General features: G+C 64.7%; 20 protein-coding genes. 8 read left to right on the top strand and 12 right to left on the bottom strand.

Annotation, left to right across the window (positions count from 1 at the left end; genetic code table 11):
* Positions 1 to 39: 39 nt before the first annotated feature.
* From BLR85_RS13060 to BLR85_RS13040, 5 genes are all read right to left on the bottom strand, one after another.
* Positions 40 to 795 (bottom strand): ABC transporter ATP-binding protein, encoded by a 756-nt coding sequence (locus tag BLR85_RS13060; protein ID WP_093156541.1) that lies wholly within the window; start codon positions 793 to 795, stop codon positions 40 to 42.
* Positions 796 to 884: 89 nt separating this feature from the next.
* A complete protein-coding gene (locus BLR85_RS13055; protein ID WP_093156538.1) occupies positions 885 to 1,640 on the bottom strand; it encodes an ABC transporter ATP-binding protein in 756 nt (251 codons plus the stop codon).
* Positions 1,641 to 1,653: 13 nt separating this feature from the next.
* On the bottom strand, positions 1,654 to 2,880 hold the full coding sequence (locus BLR85_RS13050) for a branched-chain amino acid ABC transporter permease (protein ID WP_093156535.1): 1,227 nt from the start codon (positions 2,878 to 2,880) through the stop codon (positions 1,654 to 1,656).
* A gap of 4 nt (positions 2,881 to 2,884) precedes the next feature.
* Positions 2,885 to 3,907, bottom strand: a complete 1,023-nt coding sequence (locus BLR85_RS13045) for a branched-chain amino acid ABC transporter permease (RefSeq protein WP_093156533.1) — start codon at positions 3,905 to 3,907, stop codon at positions 2,885 to 2,887.
* Positions 3,908 to 4,016: 109 nt separating this feature from the next.
* The gene (locus BLR85_RS13040) at positions 4,017 to 5,366 is read right to left on the bottom strand and encodes a substrate-binding protein (protein ID WP_093156530.1); all 1,350 of its coding nucleotides are present in this window, start codon (positions 5,364 to 5,366) and stop codon (positions 4,017 to 4,019) included.
* Positions 5,367 to 5,583: 217 nt separating this feature from the next.
* Here BLR85_RS13040 and BLR85_RS13035 point away from each other — a divergent pair, with 217 nt between their 5' ends.
* The 5 genes from BLR85_RS13035 (at position 5,584) to BLR85_RS13015 (ending at position 11,882) form a co-directional block, all read left to right on the top strand.
* Positions 5,584 to 6,897 carry a helix-turn-helix transcriptional regulator gene (locus BLR85_RS13035; protein WP_093156527.1) on the top strand — a complete coding sequence of 438 codons (1,314 nt, stop codon included), beginning with the start codon at positions 5,584 to 5,586 and terminating at the stop codon, positions 6,895 to 6,897.
* A 334-nt stretch (positions 6,898 to 7,231) separates the two neighbouring features.
* The gene (locus BLR85_RS13030; RefSeq protein ID WP_068315102.1) at positions 7,232 to 7,615 is read left to right on the top strand and encodes a response regulator transcription factor; all 384 of its coding nucleotides are present in this window, start codon (positions 7,232 to 7,234) and stop codon (positions 7,613 to 7,615) included.
* Entirely contained in the window at positions 7,612 to 7,983 is a 372-nt protein-coding gene (locus BLR85_RS29870) for a hypothetical protein (protein ID WP_244520720.1), read from the top strand. The genes BLR85_RS13030 and BLR85_RS29870 overlap by 4 nt, the downstream gene beginning before the upstream one ends.
* A gap of 3 nt (positions 7,984 to 7,986) precedes the next feature.
* Entirely contained in the window at positions 7,987 to 10,695 is a 2,709-nt protein-coding gene (locus BLR85_RS13020; RefSeq protein WP_093156524.1) for an ATP-binding protein, read from the top strand.
* A gap of 116 nt (positions 10,696 to 10,811) precedes the next feature.
* Complete coding sequence (locus BLR85_RS13015; RefSeq protein WP_093156521.1) at positions 10,812 to 11,882, top strand: FliM/FliN family flagellar motor switch protein; 1,071 nt, start codon at positions 10,812 to 10,814, stop codon at positions 11,880 to 11,882.
* Between the two features lie 247 nt (positions 11,883 to 12,129).
* Here the strand turns inward: BLR85_RS13015 and BLR85_RS13010 are convergent, their stop codons facing one another.
* A complete protein-coding gene (locus BLR85_RS13010) occupies positions 12,130 to 12,555 on the bottom strand; it encodes a protein tyrosine phosphatase family protein (RefSeq protein WP_093156519.1) in 426 nt (141 codons plus the stop codon).
* 122 nt (positions 12,556 to 12,677) lie between these two features.
* Here BLR85_RS13010 and BLR85_RS13005 point away from each other — a divergent pair, with 122 nt between their 5' ends.
* Positions 12,678 to 13,007, top strand: coding sequence for a TraR/DksA family transcriptional regulator (locus BLR85_RS13005; protein ID WP_093156516.1), 330 nt, complete (start codon positions 12,678 to 12,680; stop codon positions 13,005 to 13,007).
* 89 nt (positions 13,008 to 13,096) lie between these two features.
* Entirely contained in the window at positions 13,097 to 15,127 is a 2,031-nt protein-coding gene (locus tag BLR85_RS13000; RefSeq protein ID WP_093156513.1) for a 3-hydroxyacyl-CoA dehydrogenase family protein, read from the top strand.
* 10 nt (positions 15,128 to 15,137) lie between these two features.
* Here BLR85_RS13000 and BLR85_RS12995 read toward each other — a convergent pair whose 3' ends face one another.
* A complete protein-coding gene (locus tag BLR85_RS12995; RefSeq protein WP_093156511.1) occupies positions 15,138 to 15,353 on the bottom strand; it encodes a hypothetical protein in 216 nt (71 codons plus the stop codon).
* Positions 15,354 to 15,499: 146 nt separating this feature from the next.
* Between BLR85_RS12995 and BLR85_RS12990 the strand changes: the two genes are divergently transcribed.
* A complete protein-coding gene (locus BLR85_RS12990) occupies positions 15,500 to 15,778 on the top strand; it encodes a DUF2312 domain-containing protein (RefSeq protein ID WP_093156506.1) in 279 nt (92 codons plus the stop codon).
* A 129-nt stretch (positions 15,779 to 15,907) separates the two neighbouring features.
* Here BLR85_RS12990 and BLR85_RS12985 read toward each other — a convergent pair whose 3' ends face one another.
* From BLR85_RS12985 to BLR85_RS12965, 5 genes are all read right to left on the bottom strand, one after another.
* Positions 15,908 to 16,402, bottom strand: a complete 495-nt coding sequence (locus BLR85_RS12985) for a P-loop nucleotide/nucleoside kinase family protein (RefSeq protein ID WP_093156503.1) — start codon at positions 16,400 to 16,402, stop codon at positions 15,908 to 15,910.
* Between the two features lie 26 nt (positions 16,403 to 16,428).
* Entirely contained in the window at positions 16,429 to 17,604 is a 1,176-nt protein-coding gene (locus tag BLR85_RS12980) for a serine hydrolase domain-containing protein (RefSeq protein ID WP_093156500.1), read from the bottom strand.
* A 102-nt stretch (positions 17,605 to 17,706) separates the two neighbouring features.
* The gene (locus BLR85_RS12975) at positions 17,707 to 18,288 is read right to left on the bottom strand and encodes an aspartate/glutamate racemase family protein (RefSeq protein WP_244520719.1); all 582 of its coding nucleotides are present in this window, start codon (positions 18,286 to 18,288) and stop codon (positions 17,707 to 17,709) included.
* A 123-nt stretch (positions 18,289 to 18,411) separates the two neighbouring features.
* The gene (locus tag BLR85_RS12970; protein ID WP_093156496.1) at positions 18,412 to 19,290 is read right to left on the bottom strand and encodes a hypothetical protein; all 879 of its coding nucleotides are present in this window, start codon (positions 19,288 to 19,290) and stop codon (positions 18,412 to 18,414) included.
* A gap of 156 nt (positions 19,291 to 19,446) precedes the next feature.
* Positions 19,447 to 21,447, bottom strand: coding sequence for a GumC family protein (locus BLR85_RS12965; RefSeq protein ID WP_093156494.1), 2,001 nt, complete (start codon positions 21,445 to 21,447; stop codon positions 19,447 to 19,449).
* Positions 21,448 to 21,453 lie beyond the last annotated feature (6 nt).

The raw sequence follows: 21,453 nt of genomic DNA, 5'->3' as shown, positions 1-21,453 counted from the left end.
GAAACCAACGGGGAAGCAGAGCTCCCCCTCGGGATTTATTCAGATCGCGAGATATTCGGACCGCAACTCCGCATTCTCCAGCACCTCGGCCGCGGTGCCGTCGAAGACGATGGAGCCGGTGTCGAGGATGACGGCACGGTCGGCCAGTTCCAGGGCGCGCACGGCGTTCTGCTCGACGATGACGGTGGTGATGCCCTGTTCCTTGATGTGGATGAGCGTCTTCTCGATTTCGTCCACGATGACCGGGGCGAGGCCCTCATAGGGCTCGTCCAGCAGCAGCACCTTGATGTCACGCGCAAGCGCGCGGGCGATGGCGAGCATCTGCTGCTCGCCGCCCGAAAGGGTCACGCCTTCCTGTTTGCGGCGCTCGCCAAGGCGGGGGAACAGGTCGTAGAGGCGGTCGATGGACCAGCCGATGGGCTCGACGATCTGGGCCAGTTGCAGGTTCTCCTCCACCGTCAGGCCAGGGATGATCGAGCGGTCTTCCGGCACGAGCCCGATGCCGCATTTGGCGGCCTGGTGGCTTTTCATCGTGTGCAGGTGCTGGTGGTCGAGCCAGATCTCGCCATAAGTGACCTGCGGGTCGTCCATCCGCGCGATGCCGCGCAGCGTGGTCGTCTTGCCCGCGCCGTTTCGGCCGAGAAGCGCCAGGATCTCACCTTCGTGCACGTTGAAGGAGATGCCCTGGATGATGTAGCTCTCGCCGTAATAGGCGTGCATGTCATAGATCGACAGGTAGGCCGGCGCGGTTGCCGCCAGGTTGGCATTCTTTGAAAAGTCCGGTTTGACGTTCATGTGTCAGCCTCCGACCCGGCCGAGGCGCTGGCCGCAAATGCGGGAGCCTCCGGCGGGGATATTTTCAGAAAGAGGAAGAATGGCGCGCATCAGGCGGCCTCGCCGAGATAGGCTTCGCGCACTTTCGGATTGCCACGGATTTTCTCGGGGCTGTCCTCGACCAAGGGTGTGCCCTGGGCGAGCACGGTGATCCGGTCGGCGAGCGAAAAGACGACATGCATGTCGTGCTCGATAATGGCGATGGTGATGTCGCGCTTCTCCTTGATCTCCTTGAGAAGGTCGATCGTGTTGTTGGTGTCGGCGCGGGCCATGCCGGCGGTAGGCTCGTCCAGAAGCAGCAGGCGCGGCTCCTGCAGCAGGCACATGGCCATCTCCAGCCGCCGTTTGTCGCCGCGCGAGAGGGAGGCGGCATGCATGTGGATCTTGTCCTGCATGTTCACCTCGGTCAGCATCTCCTCCGCATGTGCCACGATGTCCTTCTCCGAGGCGACGGACTCAAAGGCGTGCATCCGGAAGGACCCGTCGCGCTTGGCGAAGGCGGGGATGACCATGTTCTCGAACACGGTCAGGTCGCCGAAGATTTCGGGTGTCTGGAAAACGCGGCTGATGCCCATCTGGTTGATCTCGTAGGGGGTGCGTCCCAGAACCGACTGGCCGTCGAACATGACCGAGCCGGTATCCGGGATGAGCTTGCCCACGAGGCAGTTCAGCAGGGTGGATTTGCCGGCGCCGTTGGGGCCGATGATGGCGTGGACGGTGTTTTCGGCCACGGAGAGGTTCACGTCACCGAGGGCTTGCAGGCCGCCGAAGCGCTTGTTGACCCCTTTGACTTCAAGAATTCCCATGTCTCAGGTCTCCTTATTCCGCCACGTGCGGGGTTTCTTTGGGGTGATGCTCGGGATCCTTCGGATCCTCGGGCTTCTTGCCACGGCTGCGGACGAGGCGTCCGAGCCGCTGACCACCCTCGACGAGGCCGCCGGGAAGGAAGGTCACCACCAGCATGAACAGGATGCCGAGCGTCAGGTGCCAGCCCTTGCCGACGAAGGGATGCACGATGAAGACCAAGAAGTCTTCCATCCCATCGGGCATGAAGCTGAACCACTGGTGCAGCACGTTGTCGTTGATCTTCGAGAAGATGTTCTCGAAATACTTGATGAAGCCCGCGCCCAGGACCGGGCCGATGAGCGTTCCGGCACCGCCGAGAATGGTCATCAGAACGATTTCACCAGACGCCGTCCACTGCATCCGCTCGGCGCCCGCAAGCGGGTCCATCGAGGCGAGCAGGCCACCGGCCAGGCCGGCATACATGCCCGAGATGATGAAGGCGGCGAGCGTGTAGGGCTTGGGGTTGAGGCCGGTGTAGTTCAGGCGCTGCTGGTTCGATTTGACCGCGCGCAGCATCAGTCCGAAAGGCGAGCGGAAGAGACGGATGGACAGGTAGAAGACCACCAGCAAGATGGCTGCACAAAGGTAGTAGCCATTGTTGAAGGTGAATTCCCAGCCACCCAGTTTCAACTCCAGGAAGTTGTCGCGCATGGCCCAGCCGAAGAGGTGGGGCACATCCGGAAGGCCGTCGCGGTGCAGGATCTGCGGATCGTCGGCATAGACCTGAAGGCCGGTTTCACCATTGGTCAGGTTGAACTTGGGGTTCGACAGGACCGAGTAGGCAAGCGCAAAGGACATCTGTGCGAAGGCGAGTGTCAGGATCGAGAAGTAGATACCGGAGCGGCGCAGCGACACGTAGCCGATCAGCACCGAGAACAGTCCCGCCAGGATGACCGAGAACAGAATGGCCGGGACGACATTGTAGCTCAGCAGCTTGAACATCCAGACGGCGGCGTAAGAGCCCACTCCGAGGAAGGCCGCATGGCCGAAGGAGAGGTAGCCGGTGAGGCCGAACAGGATGTTGAAACCGATGGCGAGGATGCCGAAGATCACGAAGCGCTGCATCAGGTCCGGGTAGCCGGCATTGAACTGCGCCATCCCGGAATCGACGGGGAACGGGTTGAGGATGAACGGTGCGAGAAGCGTCAGGATGGCGACTACGATCAGCAGCGTCATGTCCTTCTTGTTGAGACCCAACATGTGATTAATCCTCCATCACGCCCTTGCGGCCCATCAGGCCCCTCGGACGGGTCAGCAGAACGATGATGGCGACCAGGTAGATGATGATCTGGTTGATGCCGGGAATGGTGGTGGTGGCCCAGGTGGTGGAGGCGAAGCTCTCCAGGATGCCGAGCATGAAGCCTGCGAGCACGGCGCCGGGGAGGCTGCCCATGCCGCCAACCACGACCACGACGAAGCTGAGCACGAGGAAATCCATGCCCATGTGATAGTTCGGCGGGTTGATCGGCCCGTACATCACGCCGGCGAGGCCCGCCACCGCGGCAGCAAGGCCGAACATGGTGGTGAAACGCTTGTCGATATCGATGCCGAGCAGGCCCACGGTTTCGCGATCCGCCATGCCGGCACGTACGACCATGCCGAAAGTGGTGAATTGCAGGAAGGAGAAGACGCCGCCGATGATCGCGACGGAGAAGAGGAAATAGACCATCCGCCAGATCGGGTAGGCGATTTCAAGCCCGAATGCCGCGCCTATATTGACGACACCCAGCAGCGCGTCGGGCGGCGGGGTCTGGATCGGGTTGGCGCCGAAGAAATACTTGACGATTTCCTGAAGCACGATCGCCAGGCCGAAAGTCACCAGGATCTGGTCGGCATGGGGGCGCTTGTAGAAATGCTTGATCAGGCCGCGCTCCATCGCGTAGCCGATGCCAACCATGATCGGGATGGCGATGATGACCGAAAGCGGCACCGCCCAGTCGATGATCGCACCGCCGACCTCGGGTCCGAACCAGCCTTCCACGTAGGGGGTCTTCACCTTCAGCGGATTGCCGAGGAAGTCCGTCTTGGTCTCGTCGATCGTCTCGTAGGAGAGCGAGAGCAGGCGTTGCAGTGTGACGGCACAGAACGCGCCGAGCATGAACAGCGCGCCATGGGCGAAGTTCACGACGCCGAGCGTGCCGAAGATGAGTGTGAGCCCGAGCGCGATCAGCGCATAGGCGGAGCCCTTGTCGAGCCCGTTCAGAATTTGAAGTAGGATCGCGTCCATTGTTCCCGCCTGTCAAAAGTGTCAGGGGCGCCAGCGGGGAAGCTGCCCCCGGGCGTCTCGTGAATCCGACCGCGCCATGGGCGCGGCCGGTCGTGTTTGCGCTAGTGGATTACGCGCCGTTGTTGCACTGGCCGAGGGAAGCCTCGTCGCCACCGAACATCGGGTGGTTCGGCGGGTAGGTAACCTGAGCGGCCGGGGTAACTTCGACAACCTCGAGAAGGTCGAACTCGGATTGCGGGTTCTCCTTGCCCTTCACGACGAGGACGTCCTTGAAGCACTGGTGGTCTTCGGCACGGTAGAGCGTCTTGCCGTTGCCCATGCCGTCGAACTCGAAGCCTTCGAGGGCGGCGGCGACATCGCAGGGCGCGAAGGAGCCGGCGCGGGTCACGGCATCGGCATAGAGCAGGGTCTGCACGTAGCAGGTATGCGCAGCCTGGCTCGGCGGGAAGCCGTACTTCTCACCGAAGGACTTCACGAAGGCCTTGGAGCCGTCGTCCTGCAGCGACCAGTGCCAGTTGGTCGAACCGACGATGCCCTTGATGTTCTCGCCGGCGCCGCGCGCCATCAGGCGGGAGAAGAGCGGAACGACGATCTCGAAGTTCTTGCCGTTCACCTGCTTCTCGCGAAGGCCGAACTGAACCGCGTTGGTCAGCGAGTTGACCATGTTGCCGCCATAGTGGTTCAGAACCAGAACGTCGGCGCCGGAGTTAAGGACCGGGGCGATATAGGAGGAGAAGTCCGTGGAAGCCAGCGGGGTGAGAACGTTGTTCACGGTTTCCCAGCCGAGCGCCTCGGTGGCGGCGGCGATGGATTCCTGCTGCGTCCAGCCCCAGGTGTAGTCCGCGGTCAGGTGATAGGCCTTGCGGTCGTCGCCATAGAGGTTCTTCAGCACCGGGGCGAGGGCCGCACCGGACATGTAGCCGTTGAAGAAGTGACGGAAACCGTTGGCCTTGCGGTCCTTGCCGGTGGTGTCGTTGGAGTGGGTCAGACCGGCCATGAAGATGACGCCGGCTTCCTGGCAGAGGCCCTGCACGGCGATGGCAACACCAGAGGAAGAACCGCCGGTGATCATGATCGCGCCGTCTTTTTCGATCATCGACTTGGCGGAGGCGCGGGCGGCGTCGGACTTGGTCTGGGTGTCGCCGGTGACGTATTCGACCTTCTTGCCCATGATGCCGGTGCCATCCAGCACCTTGGAAGAGAAGGTGTTCAGCATGCCGCCATCGCCGCCACCGTTCAGGTGCTCGACAGCAAGCTCGTAGGCGCGCAGTTCGTCGGCGCCCTCGTCCGCGTAGGGGCCGGTCTGCGGTACGTTGAAACCGAGGGTCACGCTGCCGCCGGTGGGGTTGTTGGTGATCGCGTAGGCCGACGACGTAAAGATCGTCGGCAGGGCCAGACCCGCGCCTGCGGCAGCGGTGGTCTTGATCGCACCCCGACGGGTGACGTTGAATTTCGACATGTAGTCCTCCCAATTTTTTTTTGTGCCTGCGGTCCTCTACGCCGGCACGACCCGTAGTCTACGAGTGGTCACATTATCAGGGTGGATTGGCAAATCTGGCAACAACTCCTTTTTTATACACGATTTTTTTGTAAAGACTTACACAATGCAACCGTATACTTTGTAAATTAATCGTCTACGCAGTGCAGAAAGCCCTTGGGAAGATGGGAAAAAGTTAATGGCACGCAGTTCTCTGACGGGCAGCCGTATCCGCGAAAGGCGGAACATGGTGGGCCGGAAACAGGCCGATCTGGCCCGGGCGGTCGGTATTTCTCCGTCATATTTGAACCTGATCGAGCACAATCGGCGAAGAATCGGGGGGAAACTGATTAACGATATTGCGCGGGAACTGGGCGTCGATGCCGCCGCGCTGACGGAGGGCGCGGAGGCGGAGCTGCTGAATACTCTGCGCGAGGCGGCGGCGGATCATGACCGCGCGGCGGAGGATCTGCCGCGGCTTGAGGAATTCGTCGGCCGCTTTCCCGGCTGGGCGCGTCTTCTGTCGGATACGCGGCGCCGCGCCGTCGAGCTGGAGCACAGCGTCGAGGTGCTGTCGGACCGCATGACCCACGATCCCTTCCTGTCGACGTCGCTGCACGAGGTGATCTCCACCGTGACCGCGATCCGCTCCACGGCGACGATCCTGGCCGAGACCCGCGACATCGACCCCGAATGGCGCGACCGTTTCCATCGCAACATGGCCGAGGAAAGCGCGCGGCTGGCCGAGAGCGCCGAGGCGCTCGTGCGCTATCTCGACGATGCCAGCGCGACCGATATCGCCGGCTCCACGCCGCAGGAAGAGCTCGATGGCTGGCTGCGGGGCAGGGGTTTCCACATCGCGGAGCTGGAACGCACGCTGGCGCTGGAGCCCGAAACCCTGGTCAATCGCAGCCCCGAATTGCAGAGCGCGGCCGCGCGGGAGATGGCGTTGGGGTTCCTCGAACGCTATCGCAAGGATGCCGAGCAGATGCCGCTCAACCCTTTCGCTGAAGCGGCCACGGCGACGGGGTTCGACCCGGCCGCGCTGTCGCTGCGTTTCGGGGTGGACCTGACGGCGGTGTTCCGGCGATTGGCGACGCTTCCGACCGAGCTTGCCGGGGCGGAGATCGGGCTGGTCACCTGCGACGGCTCGGGCACGCTGACTTTCCGCAAGCCGGTCGAGGACTTTCCCCTGCCGCGCTACTCGGCCGCTTGCCCGCTCTGGCCGCTTTACCAGGCGCTCTCGCGCCCCATGGCGCCGGTGCGCCGCCGGGTGGAAATCGGCGGGCGCAACCCGCGCGGCTTTGTCGCCTATGCCGTCTGCCAGCCGGCGCAGCCCGCCGGTTTCGACGGCCCGCAGGTGCTAGAGGCAGCGATGCTGATCCTGCCGCTGGAGATCGTGGGCGCCGAGATTGCCGAACCGCCGCAGGAAGTCGGCACCTCCTGCCGTATCTGCCCGCGCGCTGTCTGTGCCGCGCGGCGGGAGCCTTCGATCATGGCGGAGGCGTTTTGATGCCGGAGAAAAGTGGTTGGTGGACAAGGCGACCGACCGGTTATCCCACGACGAGTCCCGGAGTTCGTTCCCTACCGATATCGGGCGCTCAAGGGTGGGGGCTTTGCCCCGTGCTCTTGCGAGCACTCCCCCAGGATATTTTGGGAAAGAGGAAGGTGCCCGCAGTTTTTCCCTTTGGCCGCATTACTCAAAAGACGAAATGCCACTTAAGCTGCTTCGATTGGCCAAGACCCTCGATCATGTCATAGGCATTTTGACACCGCCGCCAGAAGCGGCATAGTGTGTGCGGGCAGGAGGTTCGGAGGAGGCTTCCGGCCTGACGGAGGGGAGCCGAATGGGCAAGCGCGTATTGTTGGTCGAAGATGAACCAAACATCATCGAGGCCATCCGTTTCATCCTGTCACGCGACGGCTGGGTGGTAGACACCCATTCCGACGGTGCATCGGCCGTGGAAGCCGTTCTGGCCAACCCGCCCGATGTGCTCGTGCTCGACGTGATGCTTCCCGGAAAATCCGGTTTCGACATTCTCAAGGAGCTGCGCGGCGTTCCCGCGACGGGCACGCTGCCCGTTTTGATGCTGACGGCCAAGGGCCAGGGGCGCGACCGGGAACTGGCCGAGCGTTACGGTGTCAATCGCTTCATGACCAAGCCCTTTGCCAATGCCGAGGTCCTTGAGGCCGTGAACGCGCTGCTCGAGGGCGCCACGGGGGCGGCGTGAACGGCGCGCCTGGAGGACCGGAGGGTCCGCAATCGGGCCAATCGGGCCGCTTGCCGGACAGCTGGGATAGCTGGGCCGAAATACCCCTCGACGGGGACGAACGCAGCCGGGTGCCGCTTTTCCTCGGCCGCGAGATCTATCGCCGTCGCCGCATCATGGATGCCGCGCGGCTTCTGCCCGCCTTCGGGACCGCGCTTTTGATGCTGCCGATGCTCTGGGCGCCCGATCACGGCACCGCCGCCGGCGCGGTTTACACCTTTCTGGTCTGGTTCCTGCTGATCATTATTGCCGCTTTACTGGCTCATCGCCTGTCCGAACCGTTGCGCAAGAGCGACAACCCGCCCGGCACGGATGGCGGGGAGCACTAGGGTATGTCCTTCAACATGCTGGTGGCGGTCTCGCTGATCTATGTCGCCTTCCTGTTCGGGGTCGCGGCCTTCGCGGAGCGGCGGACGCAACGGGTGGGGGGCGGCTGGCTCCGAACGCCGCTGGTCTACACGCTGTCGCTTTCGGTCTATTGTACGGCCTGGACTTTTTACGGCGCGGTCGGCTACGCGGCGCGCTCGGGGCTCGAATTCATCACGATATATCTCGGCCCGACGCTGGTCTTTACAGGTTGGTGGCTGTTGCTGCGAAAGCTGGTCCGGGTGGGCCGCTCGCAACGGATCACCTCCATCGCCGACATGATCTCGTCGCGCTACGGCAAGTCCAACGGTCTTGGCGTGCTGGTCACGATCCTCGCGGTGATCGGCACAACGCCCTATATCGCGCTGCAATTGCAGTCTGTTACGCTGTCTTTTGGCGTCTTCGCCAATCCCGAAAGCGAGTTCTGGGATCCGACGAACCCCGCCTCCACCGGCCTTCTGGTCGCTTTCGGGCTGGCGGTGTTCACAATAATCTTCGGTACCCGCAATCTCAATTCCAACGAGCGCCACCACGGCATTGTCATGGCCATTGCCGTGGAAGCCGTGGTCAAGCTGCTGGCGCTGATTTCGGTCGGGATCTTCGTGGTCTGGGGGCTGGCGGACGGGCCGGCGGACATACTCCAGCGTATCGACAACTCGCAGATCGCCGGCTGGGAGATCCAGCCATCGCGTTGGGCGGGGCTGATCTTCACCTCGGCCGCGGCGATCCTGTGTCTGCCGCGCATGTTCCAGGTGATCGTGGTCGAGAACGACGACGAGGCGCATCTCGCCTTCGCCTCCTGGGCTTTCCCGCTCTATCTCTGCCTGATGAGCCTCTTCGTGGTGCCCATTGCCGTTATCGGGCTGGAACAGATGCCGGAGGCCGCCAACCCGGACCTCTTCGTGCTCACGCTGCCGCTCAAGGAAGAATGGCACGGGCTGGCCATGTTCGCGTTCCTGGGCGGGTTCTCTTCGGCCACTTCCATGGTCATCGTTGCAGCGCTCGCGCTGGCCACGATGGTCTCCAACCATGTCGTCATGCCGCTCTACCTGCACCGTCACAAGGAAGGTGCTGTCGTCTCGGGCGACGTGCGCAGGGTGGTGCTTCAGGCGCGGCGCTTCGCGATCGTCGCGGTGCTGCTCTTCGGCTATCTCTACTACCGTTTCTCGGGTGGCTCGGCGGCGCTGGCCTCCATCGGCCTGATCTCCTTCGTCGGTGTCTCGCAGGTGTTGCCGGCGTTGCTGGGCGGGCTTTTCTGGCGCGGGGGCACCCGCGCGGGGGCCGCGGCGGGGCTGATCACCGGCTTTGCCGTCTGGGCCTACACGTTGTTCCTGCCGAGCTTTGGCCCCTCCGGCCCGATCGGCGGCCATATGCTGGAGAACGGCCTTTTCGGCCTCCACTGGCTCCGCCCGAACGCCCTGTTCGGCGTCGAGGGGATGGACCCGCTGATCCACGCCTTGTTCTGGTCGATCATGCTGAACACGGTCGCCTATTGCTGGGTGTCCATCATCAGCTTTCCGACGCCGCTGGAGCGGCTGCAGGGGGCGCAGGTGGTGAACGTGTTCGAGCACACCCTGGGCGCGCGCGGCTGGACGCGCGGTTCGGCGGAGGCGGAGGACCTGCTGATGATGGCGCAGCGCATCCTCGGCTCCAGCGAGGCGCAGGCGCTTTTTCACGCCGAGGCCACCCGGCAGGGCAAGGTCGGCTACCTGCCCGATACGACGCCGGAATTCCTCGATATCCTTGAGCGTGAGCTTGCGGCATCGGTCGGCGCGGCCACGGCACATGCGATGGTCGGCCAGATCGCCGGATCCTCCTCGGTGCTGGTGGAGGACCTGATCCGCGTGGCCGACGAGGCGCAGCAGATCCTGGAATATTCCAATCAGCTCGAAACCCAGTCGGCCGAGCTGGAGCGTACGGCGCGGCAGCTCCGGGAGGCAAACCAGAAACTCACCGAGCTGTCGATCCAGAAGGACGCGTTCCTCAGCCAGATCAGCCACGAGCTGCGCACGCCGATGACCTCCATCCGCGCCTTTTCCGAGATCCTGCGCGAAGGCGACATGAGTGCGGAGGAGACCGCGCGCTTCGCCGGGATCATCCATGACGAGGCGATCCGTCTCACGCGCCTTCTCGACGATCTGCTGGAACTGTCGGTGCTGGAGAATGCCCAGGTCAGCCTGAGCATCGGACCGGCGCGGCTGGTGGACATGATCGACCGGGCAATTGCCGCGACAGGCGAAATGATCGAAGTACGCGCCGAGGGTGCGATGTGCATCGAGCGCGACCGCGCACGCGAGGAGGTGAACCTGGTCTCGGATGCGGACCGGCTCACGCAGGTCTTCATCAATCTCATCGGAAATGCGCGCAAGTACTGCGATGCCGAGGCGCCGATCCTGAAGATCCGCGTGCGACAGCGAGACGGCCGCATCGTGGTTGATTTCATCGACAATGGCAGCGGTATTCCGGCGCGGAGCCAGGATATCATCTTCGAGAAGTTCTCGCGCCTGTCAGACCAGTCCGCCGCCGGCGGGGCGGGTCTGGGGCTCGCGATCTGCCGCGAGATCATGACGCGGCTGGGTGGCAATATCGAATATCTGCCCGGCCAGGGCGGCGCGGCCTTCCGCGTGAGCGTGCCGCTGGCCGAGCCGCGGGGGCTGGTTGCTGCCGCCAGCTAGGCGTTTTTTTTGATTGATCTCGGCCTTTAACCATTTCCCAAGGGAGTTCTGGTCAATCTGCCCCTGTGTGAACTGTGCGCTCCTGCCAGCCGCGCAGAAAATGGGATGAGATCGCAATGGCCGAGGAGGCCCGGGAAGAAGTTCTCAGACGCAAGGTGGAAGCCGGGCGGAACTCCGCCCCGGCCAGCCAGACCGTTTTGCCCGCCAAGGCGTTGTCGAGCGCCCTGAGCAAGGCCGCCGAGGACAGTTTCGGGCTGGCCGTCGTGGTAACAAGCTGCTCGGAACGAATCGTTTTTCTTGCCGATCTGTTGGAGCGTTTGCCGGAACAGGGGCTGCTGGCGGTTTTGGAAGGGCCGGGAGACGGGCAGGGCCTCTTGTCCATGGACGTCGAAGCGCTCTCCGCGATCATCGAGAAACAGATGACCGGTGCCGTTGCCCAGGCGCCGCCGCCATCGCGGCGGGTTACCCGGACGGATGCGGCGCTCGCGGGACGGCCTGAGGCACGGTGGGCGAGCGGATTCGGCTATTCCAGCCATGTCGAGGACCTGCGCCCGCTGGGCCTGTTGCTGGAAGAGATCGACTGCCGGATTTTCGGGCTTTCGCTCGATTTCGAGATAGGCACGCGCGAAGGCCAGCTCCTGCTCGCACTCCCGGCGGAGGGGCGCAGTGAAGCCTTGCCGGACATCGCGCCGCGCCTGTCGGTGGAAAAACCGGCGGACCCGCACTGGGAGCCTGGTCTGGAGGGGCTCGTGCTGGAGGGCGAGGTTCGGCTGGAGGCCATCCTGCATCGTTTCAAGTTGCCGATCTCCGCAATCCCATCGCTCAAGGTGGGCGACGAGATCCCGATCCCTCTCACCGCCATCGACAATGTGCGGCTCACCGGCACGGAGGAGATTCCGCTTGGCCGCTGCAGGCTCGGGCAGAGCCTGGGGCAGCGCGCGGTTCGGCTTGGGGCGGGAGAATCCGGGGCACAGCATTCTCAATCCGGCCTGTCGAACCTGGTCGGTGCCGGCGCGGGCGGCTCCGCGCCGATGGCGCAAGCGGCATTGCCCGATCCGGTTGGCATGAGCGAAGACGCCTTTGCAGCGGAACCGCTCTCCGAGGGCGGTTTGCCGGATCTCGGCGTCGCACCCATGGCGACTCCAATGGACTTGTCGGCGTTGCAAGGGTTGCCCGATATAACGTGATGGGCGCTCGTCTTGCGCTTTTCCCGGGCCGAGGGGGTAGTTGCAGGGATAGCCAGCATCGGGCAGGGTCGGTTGCAGCGCGGGTCCGGATCGTCTTAAGGCCGGCAAGGGCGGTCAGGCGTCGCTTTTGCGCAAGTTGGGGAGAGTAGAGCCATCGGCCAAGGGTAAAAGACAGGTCGGATGGCGTTTGAGCCGCGTTCGGCGTCCCGCTTCCAGGGATGTCGTAACACGTCGGAAGGCGGGCAACTTACAGTTGTGCGGCGGCTTCGAGTTGTGGGCGCAGGGCGGCCAGCGGGTAGCCGGCGCGGTTCGCCGTCTCCAGCAGGTCCCCGATGGGAACCGATTTGGCCGCGCCGAACATCCACACGATGGTCGAGCGGGTCCCGGAGGCGCAGTAGGCCAGGACCGGTCCCTCGGCGGTTTCCAGTGCCTCGCGCTGGCGTGCCACGTCGCGTACGAAATTCTCGCTTTGCGAGAGCGGGATTTCGAGGAATTTCAGCCCCGCTTCCAGCGCAGCGGCACGAATGTCGGCGGCGCGCAATCCTGGGACGATTTCCTCGTCCGGTCGGTTGCAGATGATCGTGCCGAAGCCTGCCGCCGCGATCTCCGGGATATCGTCCGGCGTGATCTGGGGCGAGACGGCATAGGCATCTGTAAGGGCGCGAATATCCATGCGCCTTGATCTGTTACTCCCGAGGGGAAATCAAGCAGCGAATTGAGTTGATTTGCGTCAAGGACGGCTCCGCGCAGGCGTCTTAGCCTGATTTGCCAATACTTGGCGCGGAGGAGTGAGCTATGACCAACATCCAGGAACGCAAGGCACAGCTTGAAGCGCGGCTGGCCGCGTTGGATGTGAAGCTGCACGAGATCGGCGCCGAACTCGACAGCCACCAATCCCGAGACTGGGAGGAACTGGCCGTCGAACGCGAAACCGATGAGGTACTGGAAGGCGAGGGGCGCGCGGGCAAGGCGGAGATCGCTGCGATCCGGGCGGCGCTCGATCGGATCGAAGAGGGCAGCTATGGCGAATGCGTCCAATGTGGCGAAGATATCGCCGAAGCTCGGCTGGACCTGCTGCCCTACACTCCGTTCTGCGCTCAATGTGCCCGCAATCTTCAGCGTTGAGCCACCACGACCGCCGCTCTTGGCCTTGTCTTCCCAGCTCGTCGCGGCTTTGATGCCCCGCAGGCAACACGCTTAAGGGGCAGCGCAAGGTGGAGCGGCTGAAGCTCGAACAATCCGGCAATGTGCTGGTCGCACGGTTGGAAACGCCGCCCGCAAACGCGCCCGGTGCCCAGGCCCGTGCGGCGCTGTTCGATCTCGTCGGTCGGGCCCTGCCCGCGTCGCGGGCACGGGCGCTGGTGATCCTGTGCTCCGGCGACGTGGCCGAGCCGGCGGCGCGTCCGCTGCCGGCAGATCCGGCTGCCGAGGACGGTCTGGCCGCGCTTTGCTCTGCATTGGAAATGCTGGAAATGCCCGTCATCATTGGGCTGCGCGGCGATGCGACCGGGGCCGGAGCGGAGCTTGCTCTCGCGGCCCATTTCCGCCTTGCCGAGGAGAATGCGCGGCTCGGCTGGCCCGATATCACGCGCGGCGGGATCGCGGCTGGCGGCGGCAGCCAGCGGCTGGCCCGGATCGTCGGGGCGGAGCGGGCTTTGGAACTTTTGCTGTCCGGCGGACCGGTCGGCGCGCTCGAAGCGGTCGAAATCGGGCTGGTCGATGGCGTGGTGCAGGGCGACCTGCAGGGCGCGGCGGTCTCGCTCGCACGCCGCCTGCTGGAAGCCGGTGCCGGGCCGCGCCGCAGCCGGGAGCGCAGCGAGGGCCTCGCCGACCGGGCGGGCTTTGTGTCCGGCGTGGCGCGGATCCGCAAGCTATGGGCGCCGGAGCCAGACTCTGCCGAGGCGCATCTGGTGGAATGCGTGGAGGCGGCGCTTGTCCTGCCTTTCGAAACCGGCCTTGCCTTCGAACTCGCCGCCGCCAAGGAGGTGAACCGGTCCGAAGCTGCCAGGGCGCTGGAACACGTGTTCAAGGCGGAAACTGCGGTTCTGCGATCCGCGGATGCCACAGCGCGTCCGCTTCGTTCGGTTGCCATTCACGGTACAACCCCGCAAGCGGCGGATCTTGGGCACGGCCTGTTGGCGGCGGGGTATGAAATCGTCCTGTCGGATGGCGATGCCAGGCGTCTGCGCGCGGGGCTCTCCCGCATCGGGGCGCGGGTTGCGGCGGCGCTTGCCGCCGGACTGCTGGACCCTGCCGGGCGGGCCGCGCAGCTTGCCCGCCTGAGCAGCGCCAGCGCGCCTGGGCACTGTGATTTGATCCTTTACGGCAGCAGCGCCCCCCGAAATGCGACTGCGAGTGGCATTGTCGGTTTTCTGCGTGAAGGGACCGTCACCCCGCAGCTGACAAATGCCGCATTGGACATGGGCGACGCCTGTGCCCTGTTCCCGGCATCTCCCGAAAACGCCGCAGGGATCTTGGAGATCCTGCCCGGGGCGCAACTTTCGCAGGAGAGCCTTGTGGCTCTTCTCCGGCTCGCGCGGCATCTTGGGTGGCAACCGGTCGTGACAAGTCGCCGGGCCACTGGCGCCATGGCCGGGCGGCTGACCGAAGCGCTGCTGCTGGCCGCCGAACACCTGCTGGAAGACGGCGCGACGCCGCGCCAGATCGATTCCTGTCTGGAGGCAGCAGGCTATGCGGAAGGACCGTTCCGGATGCTGGACCGCGCAGGGCTGCAGACTTTCCTTGCCCGTCGGCAGGCCGCCGCCGCAGGGCGCGATCCGCGCGACCGCCATGTGCCGGTTCTGGAGCGCCTTGCCGCCGCCGGCCGCTTTGGGCGCGCAGCCGGGCAGGGGTTCTACGATTACCCCGAGGGCATCCCCGAAGGCGTGGCTTCCGGCGAGGTGGACGCGCTCGTGAGACAGTTGCGGGCGGACGCTGGCGTCGTGGCGCGGGAGGTTTCGCCGGAGGAAATCCGCCGGCGCTGTCACCTCGCTCTGGTGCTGGAGGGCGTTCGCCTGCTCGAAGCCGGCTGGGCGCAGCGGGCCGCCGACATCGATCTGGTGGCGATTGGCGGGCTCGGCTATCCGCGCCGCAGCGGCGGGCCGATGTATGAGGCCGGCCAGCAGGGGCTGTCCACGCTCAGGGACCGGTTGCAGCTTCTCGCGAAGACAGAGGATGCCCGCTTCTGGACCCCGCCGGCCTATCTCGACCGGCTGATCGCTGCCGGAGAGCGACCCGGCGCGTGAAAGGCGCGCGTCAGCCGAGGAAAATACCGACGATCACCATCATCAGGCCAATGGCCGAGACGAAGAGCGAGCCGAGATTCCAGGCCACGACCTTTTGAAGTTTCGCCCGCATCACCTCGTCTTCGAGCTGCGCACGCTTGGCCCGTGCCACTGCAACCACGCAGCCGATGATGCCGGCAAGCCCGGTCAGCGAGATCGCCGCCCCGATCCAGATCAGAATTTCCATGTTTCCCTCCCGCCGCCGGTTTTCTGCCACCCTGCGCTACCGGCTCGCGGCGTCGGTTGCAACCGGCCTTGCGAGCGGGGGCGCGGCTGGTTAGATCAAGGCTTCGGCATCCATAGAATTCAACAGCGCAGGAGGCGCGGGCAGCCATGGACGAAACGAGCATCGAGGCCACGAGTGCAGGCGACGCCACCTACAAGGTGGCTGCGGGCGAGCTGCGCCAGTTCATAGAGCGTTACGAACGCCTTGAGGCGGAGAAGAAGGACGTCGCCGAGCAGCAGAAGGAAGTCATGGCCGAGGCCAAGGCGCGCGGATACGACACCAAGGTGATGCGCAAGGTGATTGCGCTGCGCAAGCGCGAGCCCGATGACATCGCCGAGGAAGAAGCGGTGCTGGAGATGTACAAGGAAGCGCTCGGCATGTCGTGACCGCCAGGTGCGGTTCCGTCTAAGAGAATACTCGGCTCGCGCGCGTTCAAAATGGCGTCGTGACATCAGCGTCGGGCCGGATCGCTGCCGTTCGATCCAAACAGCGCTTGGCGCGAACGGCTGTCTTGCTCAGGACTGGGTGTGGGTCACGATGGTGAAGCCCTCATCCGGTGAGGGCGGGGCATAATGCCTGGAGATCCGCTGAGACTGTTCGTCCGTTGCGGCAAAGGGATGAACCCCCTTGGCGTTGCGGGCGCGCAGCCTTGCCAGGCAGACCTCGTCGGGCACATCCAGAACGTGCAGGATATGATCCGCGCTTGTCCGGTTCAGAATGCCGCGCATCCAGTTGCGGGTCTCGACCGTGTTGGCCGGGAAATCCAGGACAACCGACACCCCGGCATTCAGTACCGACGCGATATGGGGCGCGATGACACCCCGGAGCCTCGCCGCACAGCGCAGGTAATCTGCGATCGAGGCGATCTCGTCGGAATAGAGCGCGTTCAGCCACACGTCCTCGGCAATCACGACGGTTCCGGCAGAGCGGCCAAGCTCTGCCGTCAGGGTGGACTTTCCCGAGGCGATCTTTCCACAGAGCAGGTGCAGCGTCGGCAATTCAGGGGACATCAAAACTCTCTTGGTCAGCTTTTCGCTTACGACGTCTCTTCGCAGAAGTGCCCGGCGACCGTCCCGAAAATCTCCAGCATCATCGCGTCCAGCGCGTCATCTTCCGGCAAGGGTTGGGAGGAGAGCTTGACAATCGTTACCTCGTTTCGCGGATCGGCATAGATCCATTGACCGTGGATGCCGATGGCGACCATCGCGCCGGGCAGGCAGTCTGGCAGGTACCATTGGTTGCGATAAGATCCCGTGGGCACAAGTACGTCGAGCCCCGTGCCGCGGCTCCATGCCTGCCGGTCGCCATTCTGCACGATATCCTCGATCCAGGCCTCGGGCACGATCTGGACGCCATTCGCCCGGCCCCCGTTGCGCATCATCTCGCCGAAACGGGCGAGATCGCGCGCGCGGGTGCAGATACCGCCCGCCGTGCGCGAGCCGTCCTCCCGGTCGACCGTGATCCAGGCATCGGCCTCCGCGCCAAGCGGGCGCCAGATCTTCTCGGAGAGAAGATCGGCCATTTTGCACCCGGCCGCGCGTTCGAGGATCCAGCCCAGCACGTCCGAATTGGGCGACACGTAATGGAAGGCCGCGCCATGCGGGCCGCTATCCTTCGGCAAGCTCGGCAGGAAGCTGTGCAGCCCGCCCTCGTAGGGGAAATCGCCCGGCGGGTTCCAGTCCATCGCCACGCGGTAGCGGGAAACATCGCCCTTCGGGTCGAGGTAATCCTCGATGAAGCGGATCGAGACAACCATGTCGAGCACGTGGCGGACCGTGGCATCGCCCCAGGCGGAGTTCGCAAGCTCGGGGATGTAGTCGGTCACTGGTTTCTCGGGATCGAGCCGGCCTTCGCCCACCAGGATCCCAGCCAGCGCGCCGGTCACGGATTTCGAGACCGAGAAGATGATATGCCGGTCCTCTGGCGCCATCAGCCCGTCATAGCTTTCATGGACGATCCGCCCCCGGTGCAGGACCAGGAGCGCGTCGGAATAGGACAGCTCCAGCGCCTCGGCGATGCTCTTGCCGGAGGGGAGCGCGAGGCGCGCCAGATCAATCGAGTTGCCCTGCTCCACCGCGCCGGCCTGCGCCGGGGCCGCAATCGGCTGGCCATGAAGCAGCCGGTCCACATGGTGAAAGCTCCACCGGCAGAAAGGGTGGGTGCGCCAGTTGGTCAGGTCTGTTTCGGTTTCGAGAGTTTCGGTCTCGGACATGGGGCAACCCTTCACAAAATCTTTTTCACACAAGCGGATAACCGTCGGGCCGTCCGTCCTCAAGCGCTCATGCGCAGCGTCGCCGATGCGCTGTTTTCCCGCTTAGGCCAATGCCCGGTCGAGTGCGGCGACCGCGTGGATCTCCGTCGTGTCGAAACAGGGCAGCGGAAGCTCTTCGGGCTCCAGCAGCAGGCCGACCTCGGTGCATCCGAAGATCACCGAATCCGCGCCCGCGGCGGCGGCGCGGTCCACGATGGCGTTCCACTGCGCGCGGGAGGCCGGTTCGACGATGCCCTTGCACAGCTCGTCATAGATCACGCCGTGCACGCAGGCACGGTCCGGAGCGGCGGGGATCATGACGTCGAGGCCGCGCGCCTTCAGCCGGCCAGTGTAGAATTCCTGTTCCATCGTGTAGGCGGTGGCCAGAAGGAGCGGCTTGCGGCGGCCCGCCTTCAGCAAGGCGTCCGCCGTCACATCGGCGATATGCAACAGGGGCACCGAAACCGCCGCCTGCACGTCGTCGGCCATCTTGTGCATCGTGTTGGTGCAGATCAGCAGCATTTCGGCGCCACCGCGTTCCAACGCCTGCGCCGCCGCTACCATGGCCTGCGTCGCCGCAGCCCAGTCGCCTTCGGCCTGATAGGCTTCGATCTCGGCAAAGTCGAAGGACCAGAGCAGCAGCATTCGCCGAATGCAGCCCGCCGAGACGTTCCCGCACATGGCGGTTGAGCAACTGGTAATAGGTGATCGTGCTTTCCCAGCTCATCCCGCCAATGAGACCGATGGTTTTCATGGCTTGTCCTTTGATCAGGGGGACAGGAAGTCGACGCCATCCATCCCGGCGATCCGCTCGATATCGGCCTCGTAACGCGCCGACAGATCCGCGACGCGCTGTTGTGTCCATCCGGGCAGGTCGAATTCTTCCTCGACCGCCTCGGGACGCGCGAACTTGTCGAGAAAGGCCGAGATGATCCGGCGCCAATGTTCCCGCCCGGAGGCCGGGTGGCCATCGAGATAGGCTTGCAGGCGGGAAAAGCCGTCCTCAGTCATCAGGCTGGCAATGAAATCGTAGTTTCCGTCCAGTTGACTCGCGTCGGGCAGGCCCGAGAGGGCCTCCAGGATGTCGAGCCAGATCAGCGGGCTGTCCTCGTTGCACCAGATGGTCAGCCTTGCATCGGGCATCGCCGCGTGCAGCCGCTCGACCATGTCCGCCCAGCTGAGCGCCTCGGGGTCGATGCGGGCGAGATAGCCCTCGAAGCTCTCCTCGGCGGCAAAACGGGCGTGCAGGGCCGGGATCAGGGTCGCGGGGTTGCGCAGGCCGAGGGCAAACTCCGCCGGCTGCCCGGGAAAGAGGTTGCGGATCCACGGCGCGCGTTCGGCCACCAGGGGATAGAGCGTTCCCTCCTGGATGGCCCGTTTCGGCACGCAGAGGAATGAGTCGTTGGAAAAGAGGACCTGTTGCGGGTGGTCGATCTCGGTGATCTCTTCAAGGATGTGGTCCTGCATTTCCTCGGTCGCCGGCTGTCCCTTGAGCTGGATCATCGCCTCGCGCAGCACCGGCCGGAAACGCCCCGGTTGCGCCACCACGATCCCCTTTTGCTGCAACTGGCTGTCATTGCGCAGCAGGCAGCGCAGGGCGCGGTCCTCGTCGGTCGAGTGCAGGCCGATGTGATAGATAACCTTCATGTCGGCCGCCCGTCCTCACGTTGCCCGGGACGCCGCCCCGGTCTCTGCGGCGCAGGTTACAAAGGCGCGGGCTCGGGAGCAAACACGATGCGGCAGGGCAGGGGCAATCCGTTGCCCTGTTGCCCTGCCGCCATTGCTATTGGGCGCTGGTGCCGTCTACCAGGCCCGGCTCAGGCCCGGATCGCCGCGCCTGGCGCGGCTGAAAACAGCGCCAATGCCTTGCGGGCAGCGGTTGGAGGCCCGTTCGAGGGTCGCGCGCGCAGCCTGTTTGTCCTCTCCGCGCCGCAACTCGACAATCGCGTAATCGGCGGCGCTGGCGACAAGGCTCGCGCTTGTCGTCTGTTGCAGGTTGCCGCCATCAATCAGAACAACGTCATGGCGAGCCGTCATCTCGGCGATGCGGCGGCGCAGGCGGGGCAGGGACATCTCGGAGCATGCGTCCCCGAAAGCCCTCTCCACATGGTAGCCGGCATTCGCCGGTGCCGCGTTCTGCGCGGGATCGATCTGGAGCAAGGCGACGGAGAGGTCGGTGCGCGAAAAGCTCTCAGCCAGCGCGTGGGCCAGCGCCGTTCCTCCGCCCGAGCCGGTACGCAACAGGGCAAGCGACCGGCCCGAACCGGCCGCTGATGTGCTGCGTGCGGGCACCAGTTGCAGCGTCGTGCGCAACCGGTCGATCTCCGGGGCAAGCCGAGCGCCGTCGCTGTCGGGATCTCCGGTAAGCACCGCGAGCGGGTCGACGCCCATCGCGGCGAGGTTCAACTCGTCGCTCCAGCGCAGGCGGCGGCTGCCAAGGCCAAGCCCGAGCGTCAGCAGGCTGGCCAGCATTCCGCCACCGACAAGGCCCATCGCGGCCTGCATCTTGGAACTGTCCTCGGCCGGTTCGTCGGGCGTCACGGCGGGCGACATGATATCTGTCAGACCGGGCGAGGTCTTGCGGCTCTCCACCCGGATCACGTCCAGCGCGGCGCGGGTGTCATCCAGCATCCGGCGGGTCTCGGAGCGTTCCTCCTCCAGAAAATCCAGTTCGACCCGCTGCGCGTTGAGTGCGCGCGCCTCCTGCCGCGCCTCCTCCAGCTCGCCGGCGACCTTCGCCAGCAGCGCAGCGATGGTCTCGATATTGTCCTCGTCGCCGGCATCGCTTTGATCGGTCAGCGCGCCGGTCTGGCCCAGCACCTGTATCTGGTTGCGGCGCTCGGCCATCGCCTTCTCCAGGATCGCGATCTCGGCGCGCTTGTCGCGCACCTGCCGCGAGGTCTCCGTGTAACGCTCCCGCAGCGTGGCCAGCTCCGCTGCCTGCCGTGCCAGCTCGATATTGATATCGGCGAGGCCACGATCCAGCAGGGTTGCACGCAGGATATGCTCGTCATTCATGTCGGCACTGGCCTGCCCGTCATTCAGGCGCATCGAGGCCAGCGTGCGCTCCACGTCTGCCTTGCGGGTGGCGAGCGTGTCGATCTGGGCGATCTTCTCGCTATGGGCCTTGGCGATGGCGAAGGAGCCATATTCGCGGCCGATTTCGAGAATGCGTCGGTCCAGCTCGCGCAATGCCTCCAACAGTTCCGCCTCCCGCCGGGTCAGCTCGGAGGAGCGCATCCGCATCTGTCGCCCGTCCGCCTCGGATTTGAGCGAGAGATAGGCGTCGGTTACCGCTCTGAGCTTTGCGGCGGCGAACGCGGCGTTCTTGCTCTTGGTGTCCAGCACGATCAGCGTATCCGAACGCTTCACGGCCACGGACTGACGCAGGTCGGAATCGGTCATCTCGGAGGTCAGCTCCGGGAAATCGGCCCTCAAAGTTTCTGCGGCGCGCGACATCACGTCGGGGCTGTTGGCAAAGGCTGTCTCGGCCTTGACGAAGCTGTCGAAGGTCTTGAGCACGCTGTCATCGCCGGAATTGTAGAGAATGCCGGCTTCCTTGGGATACACCCGCAGTACGGCCTGGCTCTCGTATGTCTTGGTGCCGCTCAAAAAGCCGGCCGCGCCGAACGCACCGCCAAGCACGAGACTGAGGGCGAACCAGGCCGACCAGCGGCCGCGCATGGCGCGCAGGAGCGGGGCGAGCGGGTTGGTGGCCGGGGCCTCCGCCGCGTGCCATGGGGCCATGGGCTCGACGTCCTGCATGGGCGCGCCCACGGGCATGGTCATGGTTCCGTCCATCATCTTGTT

It is taken from the genome of Aliiruegeria lutimaris, assembly GCF_900099935.1.
Taxonomy (GTDB): domain Bacteria; phylum Pseudomonadota; class Alphaproteobacteria; order Rhodobacterales; family Rhodobacteraceae; genus Tropicimonas; species Tropicimonas lutimaris.
This window is presented reverse-complemented; position numbering and strand designations above follow the sequence as displayed.